This window comes from Bacillus sp. BPN334 (assembly GCF_008368885.1).
Lineage (GTDB): Bacteria > Bacillota > Bacilli > Bacillales > Bacillaceae_G > Bacillus_A > Bacillus_A wiedmannii.
This window is the reverse complement of record NZ_QOZW01000003.1, coordinates 108,612-129,558: the sequence shown is the minus strand read 5'-3', so window position 1 is coordinate 129,558 and position 20,947 is coordinate 108,612. Positions and strand designations below refer to the sequence as shown.

Genomic DNA, 20,947 nt, shown 5'->3' with positions numbered 1-20,947 from the left:
TCATTCTTACAAAATTATTAACTTTCCAAATTTATAAAGGTTTTCATTTTCTATTACCGAAAGTATAGTGCGGTAGAACAAAATTTATATTTGGAGGTTAGAAGTATGTCTAAAATTGAAACTCCTGTTATGACTTCTTTACAAACAACGGTTGAAAAAATGATGAAGGATTTAAATGTTCCTGGAGCTGCTGTAGCTGTTATAAAAGACGGTGAAGTTATTATTTCAGAAGGATTTGGCTATCGAAATTTAGGGACAAAAGACACTGTTACACCGAATACTCGGTTCGCAATCGGTTCCTCAACGAAAGCTTTTGGTACACTTTCATTAAGCTTGTTAGCACAACAAAATAAGTTTAATTGGGATACTCCTGTCCAGTCTTATATACCTAACTTCTCTTTATCTGAACTACTTGCTAGCTCACAAGTTACCGGACGAGATTTAGCTTCTCATCGAACTGGTGTAAGCCGTCATGAGGCTCTTTGGTACAGCTCTTCCTTATCTCGAAAAGATCTCGTTGAAAAAATAAAACATTTACAACTTGATGCACCGTTCCGCACAGCATTTCTTTATAACAACTTAATGTATGCAACAATTAGCTACATTGTTGAAAACATTACAAATCAAACGTGGGAGCAATACGCTACAGAACATATTTTAGAACCTTTAAATATGAGACATACAAATTTCTCTGTTACAGATTCACAAACTACAGATGATTATGCTTTACCTTACATTGAAAATGAAGGTGAAATAAAAGAAGTTCCATTCCGCAATATTGATACGGTTGGCGCTGCTGGTTGTATTAATTCTACAATTGAAGATATGGCCAATTGGGTCCTTCTTCACTTAAAACAAGGGAAATTTGGAGAGCATGAATTAATTTCTCCTGAATTATTACAACAAATGTATACACCGCACAATTCAATTCCAGATCAACCGGTTTTATCACTACCTGAATCTCCATTAAATAGTTACGGCCTTGGTTGGTTTATTAGCGCTTATCGTGGTAATAAGGTGATTCATCATGGTGGTAATATTGATGGATTTTCAGCGCTTGTTTCATTCATACCAACAGAAAACATAGGCCTTGTCATTTTAACGAATGCTGGAGGTACATTACTACCTACTTATCTCGCTAATCAAATTTATGACGAACTACTTGAATTAGAATCCATTGATTGGCATAAACGTGCTGTAGAAGATACTGAAAAAATGAAGGAAATGATGAAAGAAGCAACTGAATCCATTCCTGAACAAATTAAAGGGACTACACCTTCTCACAAGTTAGAAGATTATACCGGTACTTTCGAGCATCCTGCATATGGAACATTACAAGTATACAAACGAGATGATTCATTATTTGTAAAATTTATGGAGATGGACATTCAATTAGCGCATCATCATTACGACATCTTCTCTGCAAAAGTTGACTTATTCCAAATGAAAATGAGTTTATTATTGGCTTATGAAATGAGTGTTAGTGGTGAATTCCCATCCCTTCAGTTACATGTACCAACTATGTTAAGCACGCAGCCGCTTGCATTTAAGAAAATTAAATAAATATTTTAATAGAGGGAAGATAACACTTCCCTCTATTTCCCTTTAAATTATCCATCCGAAAAAAAGGATAATACGTAAAGGATACAGAATTCTATTATTCAACTAATTAAATTACCAGGAGGAAAAGCTGTGTACACAGAAATTTCCAAAGAAATTGTTTCGATTACTCATCACGATTATTCAGGTTGTATAGATAAGGAAGGATGGGACGATCCTGCTACTTATTTACAGACAGTTGAAAAACTAGAGAGACAAGGAGAACTAACACCAGTACAATTTACTGAAATTGTACGTGATTACTTACTAGACTTTAAAGATAATCATATGTTTTTCAAAATGCACTCTAAAAATCAACCTCTTAACAGTGTTGGCTTCCAGGTGAAAAGATACGAAGACCGCCTATATATTACATCCAATTCACAAGAAATAAGAGTGAAAAAAGGACAGACTATTCTAGCATTAGATAATATGAAAATTCCAGAGTTATTAATAAAATATAAGAAGTATTTAAATGAGAATACATATGAACGTGAAAAATGGGATTATGTTTTATTAAAATCATCAAATTGTACACTTATAGATGAAAATGGCGTAACCGAAACCATTACTTTACAAAAGTATAAACAAAGCGAATATACGCCTATTTATTCATTTAAACAGCAGAATAAAGATACACTCTTAATTACTTTGACGGATTTCGCAAATACTGATGCTATTAATAAATTATTAGACTTACATAAAGATGAGCTTAATACTTTTCCGAACTTAATAATAGATGTGCGATTGAATCGTGGCGGGAGTGATGATGCATTTTTTAAATTACTTCCTTACTTATTCGAAGACAAAGAGATTTCCCTTTTAGATTCTTCAGATACAATGCAATTAAATCATACAGAACGAAACTTTCATTTACGCATGAAAGACATCGAAATGGAAGATTATGATTCTTTAGACGAACTTTCCAAAATATTCACAGATATATTTATTCAAAATTTAAAAAAGAATTATAAAAAAGGATTCGTTACATTTGATACTTCTGAGTTACCAAAAGAACTTCAATCATTAAAAATACACGGACGAAAATCACCTTGTAGAGTAGTTATATTAACAGATGTTACATGTGGAAGTTCTGGTGATTCTTTTGTAGAAGTAGCAAAAAAATCATTGAAAGTAAAAGTAATTGGTCGTCCTACTGCTGGTTTAAATGATTATTCTAATTTAGCGGTAATGGAATGGGCTGATACATTTGCACTTTACTACCCTACTTCACGGCTCTCTATTATAGATAAAGGCGAAGGAATGTCCGGAATTGGTATACAGCCGCATATACATATCCCGTGGACTCCGGAACATCTACAAGAAGATGTTGATTTAAAATTAGCATTACAACTGCTTCAAAACGAAGAATGGTAAAAAAATAAAGGTAGATGTGAATCACACCTACCTTTTCTATTTCATATTAATTTTTCTGGTTGAAACCAAATTGGCTTTAATGACTCAAAGTCTTTATGATCTTCTAAAACTATAGTAAGACGCTCTAACGTATCATCTAACATGTGCGGTGCTGCTCGTAAACTCCAGACAACTGAAGAGAAAACCGTCATGCCAACGTAAACCGCATATAATTTCCAAAACTCCTCTGGTATTCTCCCGTTAAAGTATCCTTCTATTTGTCCGATTGAATACGGAATACTAATGTCCCTTGCAAATAGTGCAATTTTTACGAAATCATGAAGTGGGTCGCCCCAATCGTAGCCATTAAAATCAACAACACCTACATATTTCGCATCACGTACAATTATATTTTCTAAATGAAAATCATCGTGTTGAAATCGATTTGGGCGGCTTTGTAAATATATTTCATTTTCATCTATAAACTTAATGATTTTATCATCTTTTTTTATTTTTATTCCACATGTTTTATATGCCTCTACATATTTTCGATGTTTTTTCATTGCTCTTTCATACCATGGAAGGATATCCTTAGGAGCTTCATATGTATGCATTTTTGCTAAATCTTTTCCTGCCTCTATACCAATTTCATATTGTTCTTTTGGTGAATACGTAGGCAATAGCTTCTTCGCATCTTCCCCTTCTAAATATGAAAAAATGCCATAGCATAAACCTTTTTCTGCCAACAAACCCATTTCAATTGGTTTTTGTGCTTGCACACTACGGTTTTGCATTTCATTTAAAATTTGAAACTCTATTTTCTTTCTTTCATACTCTTTCATATCGCCTGTCCGCAATAAATATTTTTCGTTATTCGCACACGTAATTATATATTTCTTATCTGGTGAGAAACCTTTGGAGATTTCTTCAATATTAACTGCATCCTTTACTATTTGTATATTGTTTTGCCATGCTGTAATTGTCTTCATATATACTCCCCTTACATTTCTACATTTGGTGTATACGCTACTTCTATTATAAAACCATTCGGATCGTAAAAAGAAATGGGCTCCTCTAATTTGCTACCCAAAATTCAATATGATGAATACCTGCTCGAAGTGTATTCATATTAAGAATACGCCCCTTGTACTACTTGTACAATTTCCATCGGTGTATTGACCATATAATCTGGTGCATCTTTTTTCACTGTTTCAATGACATCATATCCCCAAGATACCCAAATTACATTTACCCCAGCCTTTTTACATGCTGCTACGTCTCGCTGTTCGTCACCAACATATAACATATCTTTCTCTGTTATCTTTTTGGATTTTAAAAACCGTTTTATCATTTTATCTTTTCCGAACAAATTTTTTGAACAATACACTTCTTGAATATTTTCTATATCATTATTGTGTAAAAATGCTCGAATATGCTCTTCTGAGTTCGATGATATGACTGCAATTCCGTAGCCTTTCTTATGTAGTTCATCTAATACATCCTTCATCCCATGGAACAAAATGAGATCTTTTATAGCAGGTTGATACAATTTATAAAACTCTAATGCTAATATCGGTAGTTTATACAGTGGTACATCGAGTTGTTTACATCTCTCCGGCATCGTTAATTTACGTAAATACTCAATTTCTTCTTCCCTTACGGTTTTATATCCATGCTTTTCAGCAAGCTGGTTATAAATTGGTACAAATATATTTTGTGAATCTACTAATGTGCCATCAAAGTCAAAAACAATATATTTTTGCATTCCCATACTCCCTTACTTCTTTTTTCCTAAACCTATTTTATTCAACAATATAGTTGTCTTACCCTTCTATAAGCATAAAAAAGAACAAGATTTTCTCTTGTTCTTTTTAAGAAAGCCATTTTGGCGGTACATTCGTATTCCAATAAATATTTCCTAACTCATGGTGTCCTGAGTACCCATCATCAAATCGATGATAGTGGAAATTAAAATAGTAACCATCTTGCGGTGGATGATCTCTTCTTACATGAAATCGCAATAAGTCATTTCCTGATTTCGTGTCATACACATGAAAAATCTTTTCATTATTTCCGCCAGCTGGCCTTTGAGAAATCGCTAATGATTGCAGCGAATCTTCTGGTACATCATTGGCAAGCTGAGCAATTGCCTCTTCAATTTTCGGTAATATTACATCTTTAAACTCATCTTCAATTACTGGACCAATTTTAGTGCCAAACTTTTGCATCGACTGCTTCTCTGCTTCTAGCATTGCATAAGTAATAAAAGTATCGGTGGTTAACCTGTCATTCGTTTCTTCATATGTATAGGACGTACTCTCCAAATTTTGTTGCCCAGCTGTACTCGTAGGCTTGTCCGCAGCTTTGGCATTATCAAGCAATATGGAAGGAGGCGTCACTAAACCAAATGTAAATACGGTAATTAATGCGACTAAGGTTTTTCTAAACCAATTTGGCATTTATGTTCCCTCCCTTTCACTCATTATATTTTATATAACGGTTGTTTCTTCTATTATACAAAATGATTGTAATTTTTGCACTTTACAATTTTGTTAACGTTCACATATTTTTCACTTGAATATGAAATTGTAAGATTTCATACAATATAAGTACAACAACAATGAGGAGGCAATCAGATGACTTTAGATGTCATGTATTCCGCCGCAAGCATACTCGTTTTAGTATATTTCCTTTATCAATGTGTAACAGATTAAAAAAAGAGCCATTTTCCGGCTCTTTTTCTATGGTAAAAATACAATCCAACCAATCCATACTATAAAAATAATCCCGGCAATTACAGCAGGTAATAAATAAAAATGAGAAAGTATAACTATTCCATACAAAAGCAGTACTGGAAGTAATAAATAGCGATCTGCCTTCCATCTTAACAGTAGTAATTTTCCTTCATCACAATATAAATGAAGAAACATTTTTTTCGTAAATTCATTCCAATAATCGCGCGCATAACGAGAAATTGCAACTAAAGAAAATACAAGAATAATAGCTACAATCCACCTCGGACTCATGATAATACTTACAGTACTTATACATACAATTTGAATATAAAATATTCGTGCACTACTTGTACGGAAAAATTCTTTTAAAAAGGATTCAACAATACGAGAATCTTTTTTCTTCCCTAAAAACTTTTTAGAACATGGAAACATCCACGGCTTTTTATTCGAACTACTCGGTTTAGCCGCATGACCACCAACTTGCATAATCCCACTCGTCCAGCGCATACTTTCTTCTTTCTCTTTCTCAACTTCTTTAAAAAAGCAATTTTTATAATTTAGTTTTTCTTTTATCAATACGATAATTAATAAAACTGCTAGACCGATACATAGTATAGAATAAAAGGAATTTTTATAAATAAGAAACAGACTCAATCCAAAAAAGGATAGACTTATAGAAAATATCACATTTTTTACAATCCATAGTAGCCATCGTTTCCCCACACGTATATGAATAAATCTCGTTAACAACGACAACATAAATCGAAATGCAGTAAAAAATAGCCAAAATAATATGATTTGTACCTGCGCCACTCCAATACTTTTCATCAACACTGGTAACATAGCAACTACTACCACTACATTCGTTATCGCTATTCGAATTAACGTATATGTCATGCCATACTGGATTAACTTTTGCATGTGAGCGGGATAAGAAATTAAAAATAAACTATCCGCTTGTTCAAAAAATGAGCGAACTCCTCTAGAATATGTAATCACATAAAATGCGAGTAAACCTAATCCGAAATAAACTGTCTCTCCCATCGATAATTCTTCCATCCATAGTGAACGATAATAAATCCCTATAAATATAAGTGCAGGAATAATAATATATAGTGCAACCGTCCAATCCGTTATAGAACGTATGGACTTCCATTTACGCCCCAGTTCATGGCGCAATCTTTTATAAAATTGTTGTTTAATCATGCTGTTCACGCCTTACTATTACATCAAAGCAGTCTAATAATGAACTCCCTGGCATTTCTGCTAACGCTTGGATAGATTCTAGATTTCCATCTGCGACTAATGTACCTTGTGAAATGAGTAAAAATCTCTCACAAATTCTTTCAGCTGTGTCTAATACGTGCGTACAAAGTAAAATACCTGCGCCACGTTCTTTTTCTTTATATAAATAACTTAAAAACTCTTTCGTAGCTACTGGATCTAAACCGATAAAAGGTTCATCAATGATATAAAAATCTGGTTCAGTTAAAAATGCCAAAATGAGCATCGATTTTTGTTTCATACCTTTTGAAAACTTTGATAAATACTCATGTTTATGTTTATCCATTCGAAACATATGTAATAACTCTTCTGCTTTTCTTTCCCAGCTTCCTACTTCGTTCTCGCGAGCATCCATTAATAGTTCGATATGTTCCCAAAGCGTCAAATAATCATAATATGTCGGGTGTTCCGGCACGTATGCATAAGGATTTTTCTTTTCACCAAATGATATTTCACCATTCATATTTACAAGTAAACCGAGCATCGTTTTAATCGTCGTACTCTTCCCAGCACCATTCGCACCAATAAGTGCAACTAATTCACCTTTTTCAATTGAAAAGGCAATATCATGAATTGTCTTTTCCCCTATATCATATCCGGCAGAGCGAATATTCACGTCTAACATACATTCCCCTTCTTTCCATTTCCAATAAAATCAAGGAAAAGAATAACATATAACTATCTATATATCATTATAAAATATTTATTTTCATAGCAGGAATACATACTTTTTAACAGAATATTTAATGTTTGATTACATTTTATTGGAGTGGATTATATGTCTTTTCAAATTCGCGAAGCTACAATGGACGATATAGATGCACTTTGTTCTTTAGCGAAAGAATTAAAAGGTTCTTCTATTTCCTATGAAGATATGAACAACCGATTGCAATTCGTACAAATGAGTCCTTTTGATTTTTTATATGTTTATGAGGAAGAAGAAACCATATGTGGATTACTTGGGTTTCGTATACGTGAAAATTTAGAAGATATAACTCGTTATGGGGAGATTTCAATTATTAGCGTTAATTCTACAATACGACGGAAAGGCATTGGACAAGTATTAATGGATTATGCAGAACAATTAGCAAAGACACATAATTGTATCGGCACATGGCTAGTCAGTGGAACAAAAAGAGTAGAAGCACATCCTTTTTACAAAAAATTAGGATATGAAGTAAATGGATATCGATTTGTAAAACATTTTTAAACTACTTATAAATGGAAAGGACTAAAACTATGACAAACATCGAAGCTATTTTTATTGATCGTGACGGTACAATTGGCGGTGACACTACAATACATTATCCAGGCTCTTTTACATTATTTCCTTTCACAAAAGCAGCTCTGCAAAAACTAAAAGCTCAAAATATAAAAATTTTCTCTTTCACAAATCAACCAGGTATCGCAGATGGGATAGCGACTGTAGCTGATTTTGTACAAGAATTAGAAGGCTTCGGTTTTGATGATATATACGTATGTCCTCATAAACACGGTGATGGTTGTGAATGCCGTAAACCAAGTACAGGTATGCTGCTGCAAGCGGCTGAAAAACACGGGCTTAATTTAACAAAATGCGCTGTAATTGGTGATCGCTGGACTGATATCGCTGCAGGAGCAACAGTACATGCGACAACGATATTAGTTCGAACAGGCGCTGGATATGATGCTTTACATACGTACCGAGACAAATGGGCACATATTGAACCAAACTACATTGCAGAAAACTTTGAAGATGCTACAAATTGGATTTTAAATCAACAATAATACAAATTAAAAGAGACGTTTTCACAATGAAAGCATCTCTTTTAATCTTATATTTTTTTAAAACGTTAATTCATAATGGAAATAACGATTATCTCTCAAATAACCATTTTCAGCATATAATCGCTGTGCTGATAAATTATCAATCTCCGTTTGTAATTTTACACCTTTTGCACCATTTTCTAATGCAAATTCTTTAGCAGCTTCTAGTAATTTTTTACCTGTTCCTGCTCCGCGCTTAGTGGCTTGTACAAATAAATCATTTAATATCCATAATTCTTTCATCGAAATGGAAGAAAATGATGGATATAATTGTGTGAAGCCTATATATTCACCGTCTTCAACTGCTACAAAAATAACGGATTCTTTTCTCTCTATTCGATTTCGCAAAAATACTTTTGCTCCTTCTAAATCGGAATCTTGTCTATAAAACATACGATAGTTATTAAAAACTGATGCTAGTCCATCTAAATCTGCAATTGTTGCCTCATATATTCTCATTTTACTCCATTCCCCTTCCAATACTCTCTCATTATATCTGTTGCCCATTTAGGCTGTACAATTTCTTCTTTCGGCATAAACTCTTTCATTATCGGCTTTATATCCAATATAGGGGTGCCATCAATAGCATCTAATCCCTCAACAATAATTGATTTACCTTCTCTTTTGATCACCTTTACAATTGTGGTTCCTATGCGATTCGGACGATTTTTCCCGCGCTGTGCAAAAATGCCTACTTTAGGATAATCATTATTATTTCTAGGATGTCTAGCAAAATATTGAATTTGTTCATCAGTTACTTTATGAAAATAAAAAACAACTTCAATATGAGAAAAATCTTCAATCCCTTGTATACTTTCCTCTGTATATATTTCAGTTAAAGTAATATAGGATCTTACTTCTCCCCACTCATCATCTTTTATTTCCTTTCTTTTATTATGTACAAATGCGATTGGTTGAACTGAAAACATACGCATTCCTCCTTAAATGTAACCACTTACATTATAAAGTATTTTCAGAATGTTTTCCACAAACACGAACTAGATTACATAATATAATTATGATCTATTTCGTAAAGCGAAATTAACTGCTTCAACTGCATGTATATAAGTTGTGTCGAATACCGGAATGGATATGTCTTCCTGTTTTATTAATAACCCTATTTCTGTACAACCTAATATGATTCCTTGTGCCCCTTCTTTTACTAGCTCTTCTATAACTCTTTTATAATACTCTCTAGATTGGGATGTTATCTTTCCTAAACACAATTCTTTATATATTACTTCATTTATTTTATCTCTATCCTTTTCTGATGGAACCATTACTTTTATATGATTCTCTTCTATGCGTAACTTATAAAAATCTTGCTCCATTGTATATTTAGTTCCAAGCAAACCAACCTTTTGAATATCTTTCCTTTTAATTTCTTTCACAGTTGCATCAGCGATATGTAAGACTGGAATATGAATATTCTTCTTTATTTTCTCAACTACTTTATGCATTGTATTTGTGCAAATAATTATAAAATCTGCTCCTCCCCTCTGTAACGAATATGCTGCATTTCCTAATATTTCTCCTGCTCCATTCCAATCTCCGTTAGACTGGAATCGCTCAATCTCTTCAAAGTCCACACTATTAATCATACATTTTGCTGAATGTAACCCTCCCAATCTCTCTTTTATTTCTTCATTTATGATTCGATAATATTCAGAAGTTGATTCCCAACTCATACCACCAATTAAACCTATTGTTTTCATTACAACAAACCCACCTTATACTGTTTTATAAAACTAATCACAACATTTTATTATGTATATTATACATAATAAAACAAGACTTTACGTTTATAATATAAAGTCTTGTTTTAACTATTTCCAAGGGAATTTTATAAGAATATTCTGAAATTAATTATTGGATGTTTTTATAGAATCTTCATATTGATAATGAAAACATTCTCGATACAACTGTTTAATTTCATCATATGATGGCACACGTGGATTATTTGCTGGACTTCCACTTTCAATTGCATCCAATGCCATTTTAGAAATAGCTGTTTCAAATTCAACTTCACCAATTCCGTATTCTTTTAAATTTGGGATACGAAGATCAAAACAAAGTTTTTTTATTTCCCTCAGCGTGTAGTCGGCTACTTCTTCATCACAATAGGAATACAAATCTTTATTTATACAACGTCCAATTTCTGCTAGTCTTTTTACTGCACTAACTTTTGTATATTCTAAAACTGTAGGTAATAGTATTGCATTCGATATACCATGTGGTACATGAAATAACGCTCCTACCGGCCTTGACATTCCATGAACTAACGTAACAGATGCATTTGAAAATGCGATTCCAGCTTGTAAGGAAGCAATCATCATCGCTTCTCTTGCCTCCATATTCTCTCTATCTTCATATGCAATACGTAAATATTTCATAATACTTTCAATAGCGGAAAGTGCAAGTACATCGGTAAGCGATTGTGAAACTTTAGATATATATGCTTCGACTGCATGACATAATGCATCTATCCCTGTTGCTGCTGTAATATGAGGTGGTACCGAACGCGTTAAAATTGGGTCAATAATCGCTACTTGTGGGGTAAAACTCGGATGCTTCATCATCATTTTTACATCTGTTCGTTTATTCGTAATTACTGCTACACTTGTTACTTCCGATCCAGTACCAGAAGTTGTTGGGATTGCAATTAGTGGTAGCGGATCGTTTTCTATTTCCATATCTTTTTGGACGTAATCTTCCACTTCTCCACCATTTGTATATAACACCGCAACTGCTTTCGCAGCATCAATACAACTTCCACCACCAATACCGATAATAAAATCACACTTTCCTTCTTTACAAAGTGTTAACGCTTCTAACACGTGTATATTTGTAGGCTCAGCATTTACTTTATTATATGTAATAACAGTTATACCTTTCGTATTTAATTGTTGTATACATCTCTCAACATATCCTAAATCCTCCATAATTGTATCCGTAACTATAAACGCTCTTTTCCCCAACTTCTTAGATTGTTCCCCCAGCTTTTCAAGCGAATTTCTTCCATATAATACAGACTTCGGCATACGAAACTCAGCAACATCTTGCAAGTACTCCACCCCTTCTTACCCTAATTTATATTTTAGTTTATAAAATACCGACTTAATAAATTCCTGTTGCAGTATAGAATGCAATTACTAAAAATACAGCAACCGTTTTCAAAATTGTAATAGCAAAAATATCTTTATACGACTGTTTATGTGTTAAACCTGTGACTGTAAGAATAGTAATAATAGCCCCGTTATGTGGTAATGTATCCATTCCTCCCGATGCCATTGACACGATACGATGCATTACTTCTAATGGAATATCAAATTGATTGGCCGCTGCAATAAACTTATCTCCCATCGCACTTAAAACAATTCCCATTCCTCCTGATGCAGAACCTGTAATTCCAGCTAAAATATTCGTCGTTACTGCTCCATTCACTAAAGGATTCGTGAATGTGGCAGAAATGCCGTCTCTCATAATTGCGAAACCTGGAAGTGCTGCAATTACCCCACCGAATCCAAACTCAGCACCTGTATTCATCGTTGCAAGTAACGCTCCACCAATACTTGTATTCAATCCAGCTTGAAATCCTGTTACTACTCGTTTCCAATATAATAATAACGTTGTTACAATACCTATAATAAGTGCTAATTCTACTGACCAAATTCCAACTACTGCACTTAATTCTACTTTTCCAAATGCTCTCATACCAATTGCAGAAAAATCAAAACCATTCGGATACCACTTCGGTATCATAATAGTAAAAACTTTATTCATTACACCTACTAAAATAAGTGGTATAAAAGCAATCACTTGCTGTACTCTTGTAATTTCAATACTTTTAAGCATCGGCATATCTTTTTGTTCTACTTGCAAAGAAGCTGCCATTTCAGTATTCCCATCGTTAAAACCAAAATACCCTTCTCCTGCTACCTTCGCCTTCTTACGTCTACTCTCTAAATATAGTAAACCTAACGTGAGTACAAAAATTGCCCCTACAATACCAAGTATCGGCGCAGCATAAATGTCCGTTTTAAAAAAGGTTGTAGGTATTACATTTTGAATTTGTGGTGATCCAGGTAGCGCATCCATTGTAAACGTAACTGCTCCAAGAACAATTGTTCCAGGGATTAAACGCTTTGGAATATTCGCTTGGCGAAACAACTTAGCTGCGAACGGATATACAGCAAACACTACTACATACACACTAACACCACTATACGTTAAAATAGCACCCATTAATACAATCGCTAAAATCGTACGTTTTTCACCAACTAACTCTATAATTGTTTTTGCAATCGAGTCCGCAATTCCTGACATTTCTACTACTTTACCAAATATTGCACCAAGTAAAAATACAGGAAAATATAGTTTAATAAAACCTACCATTTTCTCCATAAAGATATTCGAAAAGAAAGGTAATACAAAACTAGGTTCTGTCAAAAATACCGCAAATAAAGCAAAAATCGGTGCAAATAAAATAACAGAAAACCCTCTATATGCTACAAACATTAGTAAACTAAGTGCTAATAATATAATAACTAGCTCCAATTATACCCCTCCGTTTAAACAGAAAATTCAAACTTTTATAAATATAATTCTACTAATCTTTTGATTTTGACATCCCTCCTCTTATTCATACAAATTTTTCATGCTAAAAATGTCTAATTATAAGTATTCGATTACATATGAAAAATCCCTTTAAACATAAACGATTTCATCGTCATACGTTATAAAGGGATTGTTAGTCTCTATATTTACTTCTTTACCAAACTATTTTCTGCACAAAAATGCCGTAGTTCTTTTACATCATTTACTATATAAGTCGCACCAACTTCAGTCAATTCTGTTTCACTACCATAGCCATATAAAACGCCTATTGAGGAAATTCCATTATAATTCGCACCGATTATATCGTGTTTTCTATCTCCAATCATAACAATCTCTTCTTTATTAAAATCTTCATTTGTTTGTAAAATATGAGCAATGATTTCTTCTTTTTTTATTCTCGTACCATCTAAGTTACTTCCAATGATACTTTCGAAATAATTCGTTAGTTGAAAATGATCTAGTACTTGTTCAGCAAATATAGTAGGCTTGGAAGTTGCTATAAATAAACGATTTCCGGTATCTTTTAATTGTTTTAAAAGATTTCGAATACCATCGTACACATTATTTTCTAACAATCCACGTTGCTTTACATACTCTCTGAAATAAAAAACAGCTCTTTCAACTTCCCCTTCATTCATATTGTACCTCTCTACGAATGATTGTTGGATGGGCGGACCGATAAATGAGTCTAACTCATTTACATGTAATTCTTCAATTCCAAGCTTTTTTAATGCATACAATACTGAATTTACAATTCCTTCTTTCGGATCCGTCAATGTTCCATCTAAATCAAATAGAAATGTTGTATACACATTTAATCCCCCGCTCCTATTTACTTTACATATTATATGGAAGGCTTTTTCATGGCCACCTTTTACTATACTATCATTATTTATCTTTTCGAAATTTTTTCTTCTATGTCACATACTTTCAGTTACAAAATGTAATACATATGATAAAGTAAAAAAGTTACAATTATTTTAATAGAAACTGGTGAATCTAATGTCAATTACGTTAATTGTTATAATGGCTTTCACAATTGTTATTCATGCGGTTGAAACAAGCTCTTATAGTATTCGATTAGCTGGAGTGCGTTTAAAGAGAATTGCTGTTGCTTTGTCTGTCGTAGGCATGGTGTTACTCATTTCAAGAACATCTAACATGCTACAAGCCTTTTTAATCAGTGGGTTTGTCGATGAGGCAAAACGAGACGCATCCATTAATTTAGAACATATTATACGGCTCGTTCTATTATCCGCCTCTGTCGGTACATTGATTGCGATTATACTGTATCCAACTTTAACCAAACTATTTGGATATGTCATTCAAAACTTTGAAACAGACGGTTCTTTCATTCGAATGATGAGAACAAATAACATTCAAAAATTAAAGTACACAAAAAAATATGTACGCTTCCCAAAATTAGAAATGATTCATAGACTACGCATTGGTGGTATTCCAAAACGTATTATGCTTATTAACATGTTTGCTACTGCTATTTATACAGCTGGTGTTCTTTCAGCCCTATACGCTTCCTTTTTACTTCCAGATTACGCAACAAAAGCTACTACAGCTTCTGGCCTTATTAATGGGTTTGCTACTATTTTATTAACAGTGCTGCTCGATCCACGTATCGCTCTTTTAACAGAGCGAGCTCTTCAATCAGAAGAAGGTGCAGAAGCAATGAGTAAAATGTATGGTTGGCTAATGATTTCTAGACTTTTTGGTACGTTATTAGCACAACTATTATTCATACCAGGTGCTTACTGGATCACATGGATTATTAAACTGATGAATTAGTCCTCTATAAAAATAGTAGGTGGGATAACAAATGACTATACAAACAGAGCAAGATATAATTCGCTTAATAGAAAACGACGAATGGATGATGAACGTATTACAAATGGCAAAATCACTAGAGTTACCTGATTGGTGGATTTGCGCCGGATTTGTTCGCTCTAAAATTTGGGATACTTTACATAACTATGAAGCTAGAACAACTATGCCTGATGTTGATGTAATTTATTATAATAGTCTACATAAAGATGAGATATACGAACAATCATTAGAAACGAAATTAAAGAATATTGATGCTACTATCCCTTGGTCGGTAAAAAATCAAGCTCGTATGCATGTAGTGAATAATATGCCACCGTACTCTTCTTCCGTTGATGCTATTTCTAAATTCCCTGAAACTGCAACGGCTTTAGGGGTTACACTCGATGAACAAAACAACGTCATATTAGCGGCCCCATACGGTATTGAAGATGTTCTTTCCTTACGAGTGAGACCGACAGACCATTTTCTTGAAACAAAAGAACGATTACATATGTACAACACTAGAGTTAGTAAAAAGAACTGGCAAAACAAATGGCCTAATATTACAATCACTTATCCCAAAATGTAAGAAAAGGAGCTTCGTATTACACGAAGCTCCTTTTCTACTTTATTTCAAAAACTGAATGACTATTTCAGCAAATCGATCTGCTTCTTCATAATGCGGTGTATGACCACTCTCTTCGAATACAATATAATCCCCATTTTGAGCATCTTTATTAAATGTTCCAATTTGTTTTTCACACGTTACTACATCATGTTTTCCTACAATTAATAACATTGGATTTTGTATATCTTGTATCTTAGGTAATAATGAAGTGTGGAATACTCCTTCTAATTTCAATCTATCAAAATGAATTTTGGAACGATTTGAAAATACTTCCCACTCTTCATCACTATATAAACTATCGTCTGTCTCATCTTTTTTATAATTGTAAATCTCCATTCTTTTTTCTTCTAATTCAGCACTTAATCTTATATAAGCTTCTAACAACTCTTCTGAACTAGCATTATTAGATGAATAAGCAAAGCAGTCTTCTGCCACTAATTCTTTTCCATACTTTTTTAATAAAGTTCCTGTCTTTTGTAGTAAGGCCCTACTTGTTAATGCAAAATCGAAAGTTGGCGCTTCAAATATGATTTTCTCTATTGAATTTGGATACATCGACGCATATAACAACGCTAAATATCCACCGAAAGAATGTCCAATTACAGACCATTTCTCAATTTGTAATACTTTTCTTAGTTCTTCACAGTCTTCAATTAAATCACATAGTCCAAAAGTTTCTTCTTCGGTAATTACTTCTGACCGACAAACCCCTCTTTGATCTATCATAATTACATATAAGGAATCTTTTAATCGTTCCGCTTGATGAAATGAAAAATCATAACAGCTTTCACCTGGACCACCGTGTAAAAATAATACTGGTTTATTTTTAGGACTTCCATGTGTTTCAACGTATAGCTTTTTCCCTCTGATGTTCATATATTTCCCAACTTCAATCAAATTTCTTTTTATTATCATCACCTTCTTTTTTACTGAATATTATAACATTTAAACTTAAATAATCCCTATTACATTTAAAAATACGATAACTATCGCAAGTGGTGCTACAAATCGAAGTAAAAATGCCCAGATAGTAAATACTATCTTTCCGTAATTTCCACCTACAAAAAATTCAGCTTCTAACACTTTCTTTTCCATCTTGAATGATACGAAAATACTAATAAATAATGCTCCAAGTGGCATTAATATATTACTAGATAAGAAGTCTACTGCATCAAAAATATTCTTTCCGAAAATCGTAATATCACCCCATACTCCAAATGATAATGCTGATGGTATACCTACTAAGAAAATGCCGAAACCGATCATCCATGATAATTTCGTTCTCTTTTCTTGTTCACCATTTGCTAATGCTGAAACAACTGTCTCTAGTAGAGAAAATGCCGATGTTAATGTCGCAAATGTAAATAGTGCAAGAAATACCGTTAAGAACAACCCACCGAATGGAATTTGACTAAATACAGATGGTAATACGATAAATAGTAACCCAGGCCCTTCTGTCGGCTCCATTCCTAATGAAAATACGGCCGGAAAGATAGCAAGACCTGCAAATAAAGAAACGAATAAATTCAATCCGACAATCGTAACTGCTGATTTTGGTAAACTTTCTTTTTTATTTAAATACGAGCTATACGTAACCATAATCGAAATCCCTATGCTAATCGCAAAGAATGATTGGCCCATTGCGAACAAAATACTTTCTGAAGTAATCTTTGAGAAATCTGGTTGTAAGAAAAACTTCACACCTTGCATTGCATTATCAAGTGTTAATGAACGAATAATAAGGGCGACAAATAAAACGAACAATGCTGGTAGCATATATTTACTTGCTTTTTCAATTCCGTTTTGTACACCTTTTGATACAACCCATATCGTAATGAACATAAAAGCGAAATGTCCAGTAATAGCCCAAACCGGATTTCCAATTGTTTCAGTAAATAACGAACCGTAATTTTGTCCCGGAGTAATAAGTTGTCCAGTTACTCCTCTGAATAAATAAATTAGTACCCAGCCACCTACAACACTATAAAATGAAAGTAATATAAAACAAGTCCCAACCCCAAGACGCCCAATCCAGTGCCATCCTGTATTTGGTGCGATACTTTTAAATGCTCCAACTGCTTGTTTCTGTGTACTGCGTCCAATCATAAATTCAGCTATAAGTAGCGGTAATCCAATTAATACAGTAAATAATATAAAGATTAAAAAGAATGCTCCTCCCCCGCTCTTTCCAGCAATATAAGGGAACTTCCATATTGCGCCAAGTCCAATTGCTGATCCTGCTGCAGCCATTATAAATCCTAATTTCGAAGTCCATTGCTCCGTCTGTTTCATCTTATTTTCCTCCTAGTTAAATTACTTTATATAAATAATTAAATTTTTTAAACCAATCCGAATAAACCCTCCATTTCTATTTCCATAAAATAAAAAAATGGCTCAACGTCTCTATATAAAGAGACGCTAAGCCATTTACTTAACGCGGTACCACCCTTATTGATTCCATTATGAATCCACCTTAGTAGTAATCGTTTGATTACAAACCTAATATCGAAGGTTAACCGTTAAGATTTACTAAGAATGTGATTCCGTTCCACCTTACTGCTCCTAGGCGAGTTCAGGATGTCATTTGACTATGTCACACCAACCCATAGCTCTCTGTACAAATATACGACCTTACTACTCCTATTCAACACATTTTAATATTTAGAATATATTTTCTTTTGAAATTAATATGAAGTATATCGGTTATATTTATAACTGTCAAGGGCTATATTAAAATTTGATGAGAAACCCCTTTTATTTTTCATTATCCTTCACCATCATCACCGTGATCATCAGTACCTTCTTCTTGATCATCGTCATCTTGTTGTTGAGATAACTCCTTTTGCTGAATAGCATTATTTACCGCTGTAGTAGACATGACTTCACCTGTTATTGTATGTACTCTTACATCAACCGTTTCTGTTTGTTTTTTTATTATAATTTGGTAGGTAGACATACCATTTATATCGACTACACTTACCTTCTCGATAAAACCGCCTGGTACTTTTTGTAACGCAACTTCTTTCGCCTGCTCTTCTGTAACGACTTTTTGTATTTGTGAAGTACCAATAAAAGCACCCGTCGCTTCTTCAATTTCTACCATTACATTCTCATTTGCACTTTTCTCTATCTCTATTACATATACATTTTTTTCGTTCTTTTTCTCTAGTCTTATCCCTTTCACATTCCCTTGTACTTGCTGCACTGCAATCTCTTTTGCTTGCTGCTCTGTAACTTTTGTCGTTTGTTTCTGTAACAATTGAATTTTCCCAGTAGTTTTTTCAATCTCAACTATTGTACTTTGAGTAGCATTTATTTCTATCGTTATAACAAACACCTCTATCCCCTTTCTTTTTTCTAATATAGTTTGTTTAATGATCCCCTGTACTTTCTGAAGTGCCAATTCTTCCGCTTTTTCTTTCGTTATTGTATTACTTTTTAATGATATTTCTTTTGCACGTTTTATATTACCACTTTGAGCATCTACTATTATTTCATATGAGCCTTTTTCATTTAAAAGATTTACCTTATATACATCTTGATCCCCTTTGTTTACTAATTTCATATTTTTTATTTTTCCAGGATACTGCTCAGACACAATATTCTGAATTTGTTTTTCAGATAATATTTTTTCTCCTTGCTTAGAAACAATACGTTGTGATACAAAAGCTACACTTACAAGCACAAAACAAAGTAACAATGCAACCTTCCATTTCTTTTTCATTTTCAAACTCCTATCTCTTTATAAAAAACGAGGCAAATATACGGTAACTTTCGTCCATTCTCCCTCTTCACTTTCCAGTTGTATATTCCCTTCATGAGCATCAATAATCTGTTTCGCAATCGACAATCCTAGACCTGTTCCTCCTGTTTCCCTACTCCTCGCTTTATCAACTCGAAAAAAGCGATTAAACACTTTCTGTATATCCTCCTTAGGAATTCCCATACCGTAATCTTGAATAGAAAAAAAGACTCTATCCTTTTGTATTCCTACTATTAAATCGATTGAATTTTTACTGTATTTCATTGCGTTATCGAATAATACTACTAATACTTGTTTTATTTTTTGTTCATCAATATTTACAACAATCTTTTCTTCCTCTGTAATAACACGAAAATCCCGATTATATGTTTTTTCTAGTTGTTCCGCAGTCATCTTACATAACCGAACTACATCTGATTCTTTCGTTTCCAACTTCCACTCTGCACTACTGTTGGCAAGCAGTAACATTTGATTTGTCATGCCTTTCATTCTTACTGCCTCGGAGTATATCGCTTCTACAGATTCCTCTAAAACATCTTGTTTTTTCATTCCCCATCTTTTTAATAATTTTGCATAACTTTCAATAACTGTTAACGGTGTTCTCAATTCATGTGAAGCATCTGAAACGAACTGCTGCTGCTTTTCAAAGTTTTGATGTAATAAATCTATCATTTTATTAAATGTTGTCCCCATTTTATGCAATTCATCTTTTGATTTTTTCTCAAGTGGTATTTTTTTGAATATCCCTCTATCTTGTATATGCTCCATTGTTTGTATTAAAGAATTTACAGGTTTTAAAATGAGTTTACTTAACATTCTCCCCGCAAAAAAAGACGGAATTAAAACGAAAAGTGATGCAATAACTAATACATTTTTTAACATATTTAAATTCTCTCGCAAACTATCTAAACGTTCTGTCATTTCTAACGAAACGATTTTCCCATCATTCCAAATAATTGGCATTTTTATATAAGCGAATTTCCCACCATTCTTCTCATAAATTCCCGCCGATTCTTTTCTTTCAAATTTCGTATTTACTGCTGGGATTGGTTTTGCACTATCCACTTCTTGTCTAATCATTACCTTTGAATTTTCATTAATAACTCTAATCATACCGTTTGAAGGTAAGTATGGCTGTAGTAGATTTACTGCGTCTATTTCTTTTGCTGATTCAGCATTCATTCCTTCTATAATATGTACTGCCTCACGTTTTAAACGTTCTAACTCTCTGTTCGTTGTAACTTTATAAAACAAAAAGTATATAGAACTATTAATAAGTAACAAAATAAGTAGTAACCATACGGTAGAGAATAAATATATTTTATTTTTAATTTTCATATA

At 33.3% G+C, this 20,947-nt stretch carries 21 protein-coding genes, 1 pseudogene and 1 other annotated feature; of the genes and pseudogenes, 6 read left to right on the top strand and 16 right to left on the bottom strand.

Annotated features, from left to right (window positions below; genetic code table 11):
- Window positions 1-105 precede the first annotated feature (105 nt).
- Together DN393_RS02335 and DN393_RS02330 are read left to right on the top strand one after the other, a co-directional pair.
- The gene (locus DN393_RS02335) at window positions 106-1,563 is read left to right on the top strand and encodes a serine hydrolase (protein WP_098103302.1); all 1,458 of its coding nucleotides are present in this window, start codon (window positions 106-108) and stop codon (window positions 1,561-1,563) included.
- 129 nt (window positions 1,564-1,692) lie between these two features.
- Window positions 1,693-2,976, top strand: coding sequence for a S41 family peptidase (locus tag DN393_RS02330; RefSeq protein ID WP_088046796.1), 1,284 nt, complete (start codon window positions 1,693-1,695; stop codon window positions 2,974-2,976).
- Window positions 2,977-3,017: 41 nt separating this feature from the next.
- On the opposite strand, the gene DN393_RS02325 is transcribed toward DN393_RS02330, so the two are convergent.
- The 6 genes and pseudogenes from DN393_RS02325 to DN393_RS02300 all read right to left on the bottom strand — a co-directional run bounded on the left by DN393_RS02325 (window position 3,018) and on the right by DN393_RS02300 (window position 7,599).
- Window positions 3,018-3,944: an aminoglycoside phosphotransferase family protein gene (locus DN393_RS02325; RefSeq protein ID WP_098103303.1), complete on the bottom strand. Its 927-nt coding sequence runs from the start codon at window positions 3,942-3,944 to the stop codon at window positions 3,018-3,020.
- Window positions 3,945-3,973: 29 nt separating this feature from the next.
- Window positions 3,974-4,083 (bottom strand): annotated as a pseudogene (locus tag DN393_RS32345) (aminoglycoside phosphotransferase); the annotation flags it as partial.
- 1 nt (window position 4,084) lies between these two features.
- On the bottom strand, window positions 4,085-4,720 hold the full coding sequence (locus DN393_RS02315) for an HAD family hydrolase (protein ID WP_001174998.1): 636 nt from the start codon (window positions 4,718-4,720) through the stop codon (window positions 4,085-4,087).
- Between the two features lie 106 nt (window positions 4,721-4,826).
- Entirely contained in the window at window positions 4,827-5,414 is a 588-nt protein-coding gene (locus tag DN393_RS02310) for a YpjP family protein (protein ID WP_064477370.1), read from the bottom strand.
- Between the two features lie 282 nt (window positions 5,415-5,696).
- Entirely contained in the window at window positions 5,697-6,896 is a 1,200-nt protein-coding gene (locus tag DN393_RS02305) for an ABC transporter permease (RefSeq protein ID WP_098103305.1), read from the bottom strand.
- Window positions 6,889-7,599, bottom strand: a complete 711-nt coding sequence (locus DN393_RS02300; RefSeq protein ID WP_000887839.1) for an ABC transporter ATP-binding protein — start codon at window positions 7,597-7,599, stop codon at window positions 6,889-6,891. Before DN393_RS02300 ends, DN393_RS02305 begins: the two co-directional genes overlap by 8 nt.
- A 153-nt stretch (window positions 7,600-7,752) precedes the next feature.
- On the opposite strand from DN393_RS02300, the gene DN393_RS02295 reads away from it, so the two are divergent.
- Together DN393_RS02295 and DN393_RS02290 are read left to right on the top strand one after the other, a co-directional pair.
- On the top strand, window positions 7,753-8,184 hold the full coding sequence (locus tag DN393_RS02295; protein ID WP_149173291.1) for a GNAT family N-acetyltransferase: 432 nt from the start codon (window positions 7,753-7,755) through the stop codon (window positions 8,182-8,184).
- Between the two features lie 29 nt (window positions 8,185-8,213).
- Window positions 8,214-8,741: an HAD-IIIA family hydrolase gene (locus DN393_RS02290; RefSeq protein WP_149173290.1), complete on the top strand. Its 528-nt coding sequence runs from the start codon at window positions 8,214-8,216 to the stop codon at window positions 8,739-8,741.
- A 57-nt stretch (window positions 8,742-8,798) separates the two neighbouring features.
- Here the strand turns inward: DN393_RS02290 and DN393_RS02285 are convergent, their stop codons facing one another.
- From DN393_RS02285 to DN393_RS02260, 6 genes are all read right to left on the bottom strand, one after another.
- A complete protein-coding gene (locus DN393_RS02285; protein WP_061679521.1) occupies window positions 8,799-9,239 on the bottom strand; it encodes a GNAT family N-acetyltransferase in 441 nt (146 codons plus the stop codon).
- A complete protein-coding gene (locus DN393_RS02280) occupies window positions 9,236-9,709 on the bottom strand; it encodes an SAM-dependent methyltransferase (RefSeq protein WP_064477375.1) in 474 nt (157 codons plus the stop codon). The genes DN393_RS02285 and DN393_RS02280 overlap by 4 nt, the downstream gene beginning before the upstream one ends.
- An 87-nt stretch (window positions 9,710-9,796) precedes the next feature.
- Window positions 9,797-10,495, bottom strand: coding sequence for an aspartate/glutamate racemase family protein (locus tag DN393_RS02275; RefSeq protein ID WP_142315419.1), 699 nt, complete (start codon window positions 10,493-10,495; stop codon window positions 9,797-9,799).
- A 147-nt stretch (window positions 10,496-10,642) separates the two neighbouring features.
- Window positions 10,643-11,845 (bottom strand): alcohol dehydrogenase EutG, encoded by a 1,203-nt coding sequence (eutG, locus tag DN393_RS02270; RefSeq protein ID WP_064477377.1) that lies wholly within the window; start codon window positions 11,843-11,845, stop codon window positions 10,643-10,645.
- Window positions 11,846-11,897: 52 nt separating this feature from the next.
- Entirely contained in the window at window positions 11,898-13,337 is a 1,440-nt protein-coding gene (locus DN393_RS02265) for a GntP family permease (protein ID WP_064477378.1), read from the bottom strand.
- Between the two features lie 206 nt (window positions 13,338-13,543).
- Complete coding sequence (locus DN393_RS02260; protein WP_064477379.1) at window positions 13,544-14,209, bottom strand: HAD family hydrolase; 666 nt, start codon at window positions 14,207-14,209, stop codon at window positions 13,544-13,546.
- A gap of 190 nt (window positions 14,210-14,399) precedes the next feature.
- On the opposite strand from DN393_RS02260, the gene DN393_RS02255 reads away from it, so the two are divergent.
- Entirely contained in the window at window positions 14,400-15,197 is a 798-nt protein-coding gene (locus DN393_RS02255) for a lipid II flippase Amj family protein (protein ID WP_000028920.1), read from the top strand.
- 31 nt (window positions 15,198-15,228) lie between these two features.
- Complete coding sequence (locus DN393_RS02250; RefSeq protein ID WP_098103308.1) at window positions 15,229-15,804, top strand: nucleotidyltransferase family protein; 576 nt, start codon at window positions 15,229-15,231, stop codon at window positions 15,802-15,804.
- Between the two features lie 39 nt (window positions 15,805-15,843).
- Here DN393_RS02250 and DN393_RS02245 read toward each other — a convergent pair whose 3' ends face one another.
- From DN393_RS02245 to DN393_RS02230, 4 genes are all read right to left on the bottom strand, one after another.
- Window positions 15,844-16,758 carry an alpha/beta fold hydrolase gene (locus DN393_RS02245; protein ID WP_149173289.1) on the bottom strand — a complete coding sequence of 305 codons (915 nt, stop codon included), beginning with the start codon at window positions 16,756-16,758 and terminating at the stop codon, window positions 15,844-15,846.
- A gap of 36 nt (window positions 16,759-16,794) precedes the next feature.
- Window positions 16,795-18,135, bottom strand: coding sequence for a sodium-dependent transporter (locus tag DN393_RS02240; protein ID WP_149173288.1), 1,341 nt, complete (start codon window positions 18,133-18,135; stop codon window positions 16,795-16,797).
- Window positions 18,136-18,251: 116 nt separating this feature from the next.
- Window positions 18,252-18,500, bottom strand: a binding site (T-box leader).
- Window positions 18,501-18,607: 107 nt separating this feature from the next.
- The gene (locus DN393_RS02235; protein ID WP_149173287.1) at window positions 18,608-19,567 is read right to left on the bottom strand and encodes a PepSY domain-containing protein; all 960 of its coding nucleotides are present in this window, start codon (window positions 19,565-19,567) and stop codon (window positions 18,608-18,610) included.
- A gap of 18 nt (window positions 19,568-19,585) precedes the next feature.
- Complete coding sequence (locus DN393_RS02230; protein WP_098103312.1) at window positions 19,586-20,944, bottom strand: HAMP domain-containing sensor histidine kinase; 1,359 nt, start codon at window positions 20,942-20,944, stop codon at window positions 19,586-19,588.
- Between the last annotated feature and the right edge of the window lie 3 nt (window positions 20,945-20,947).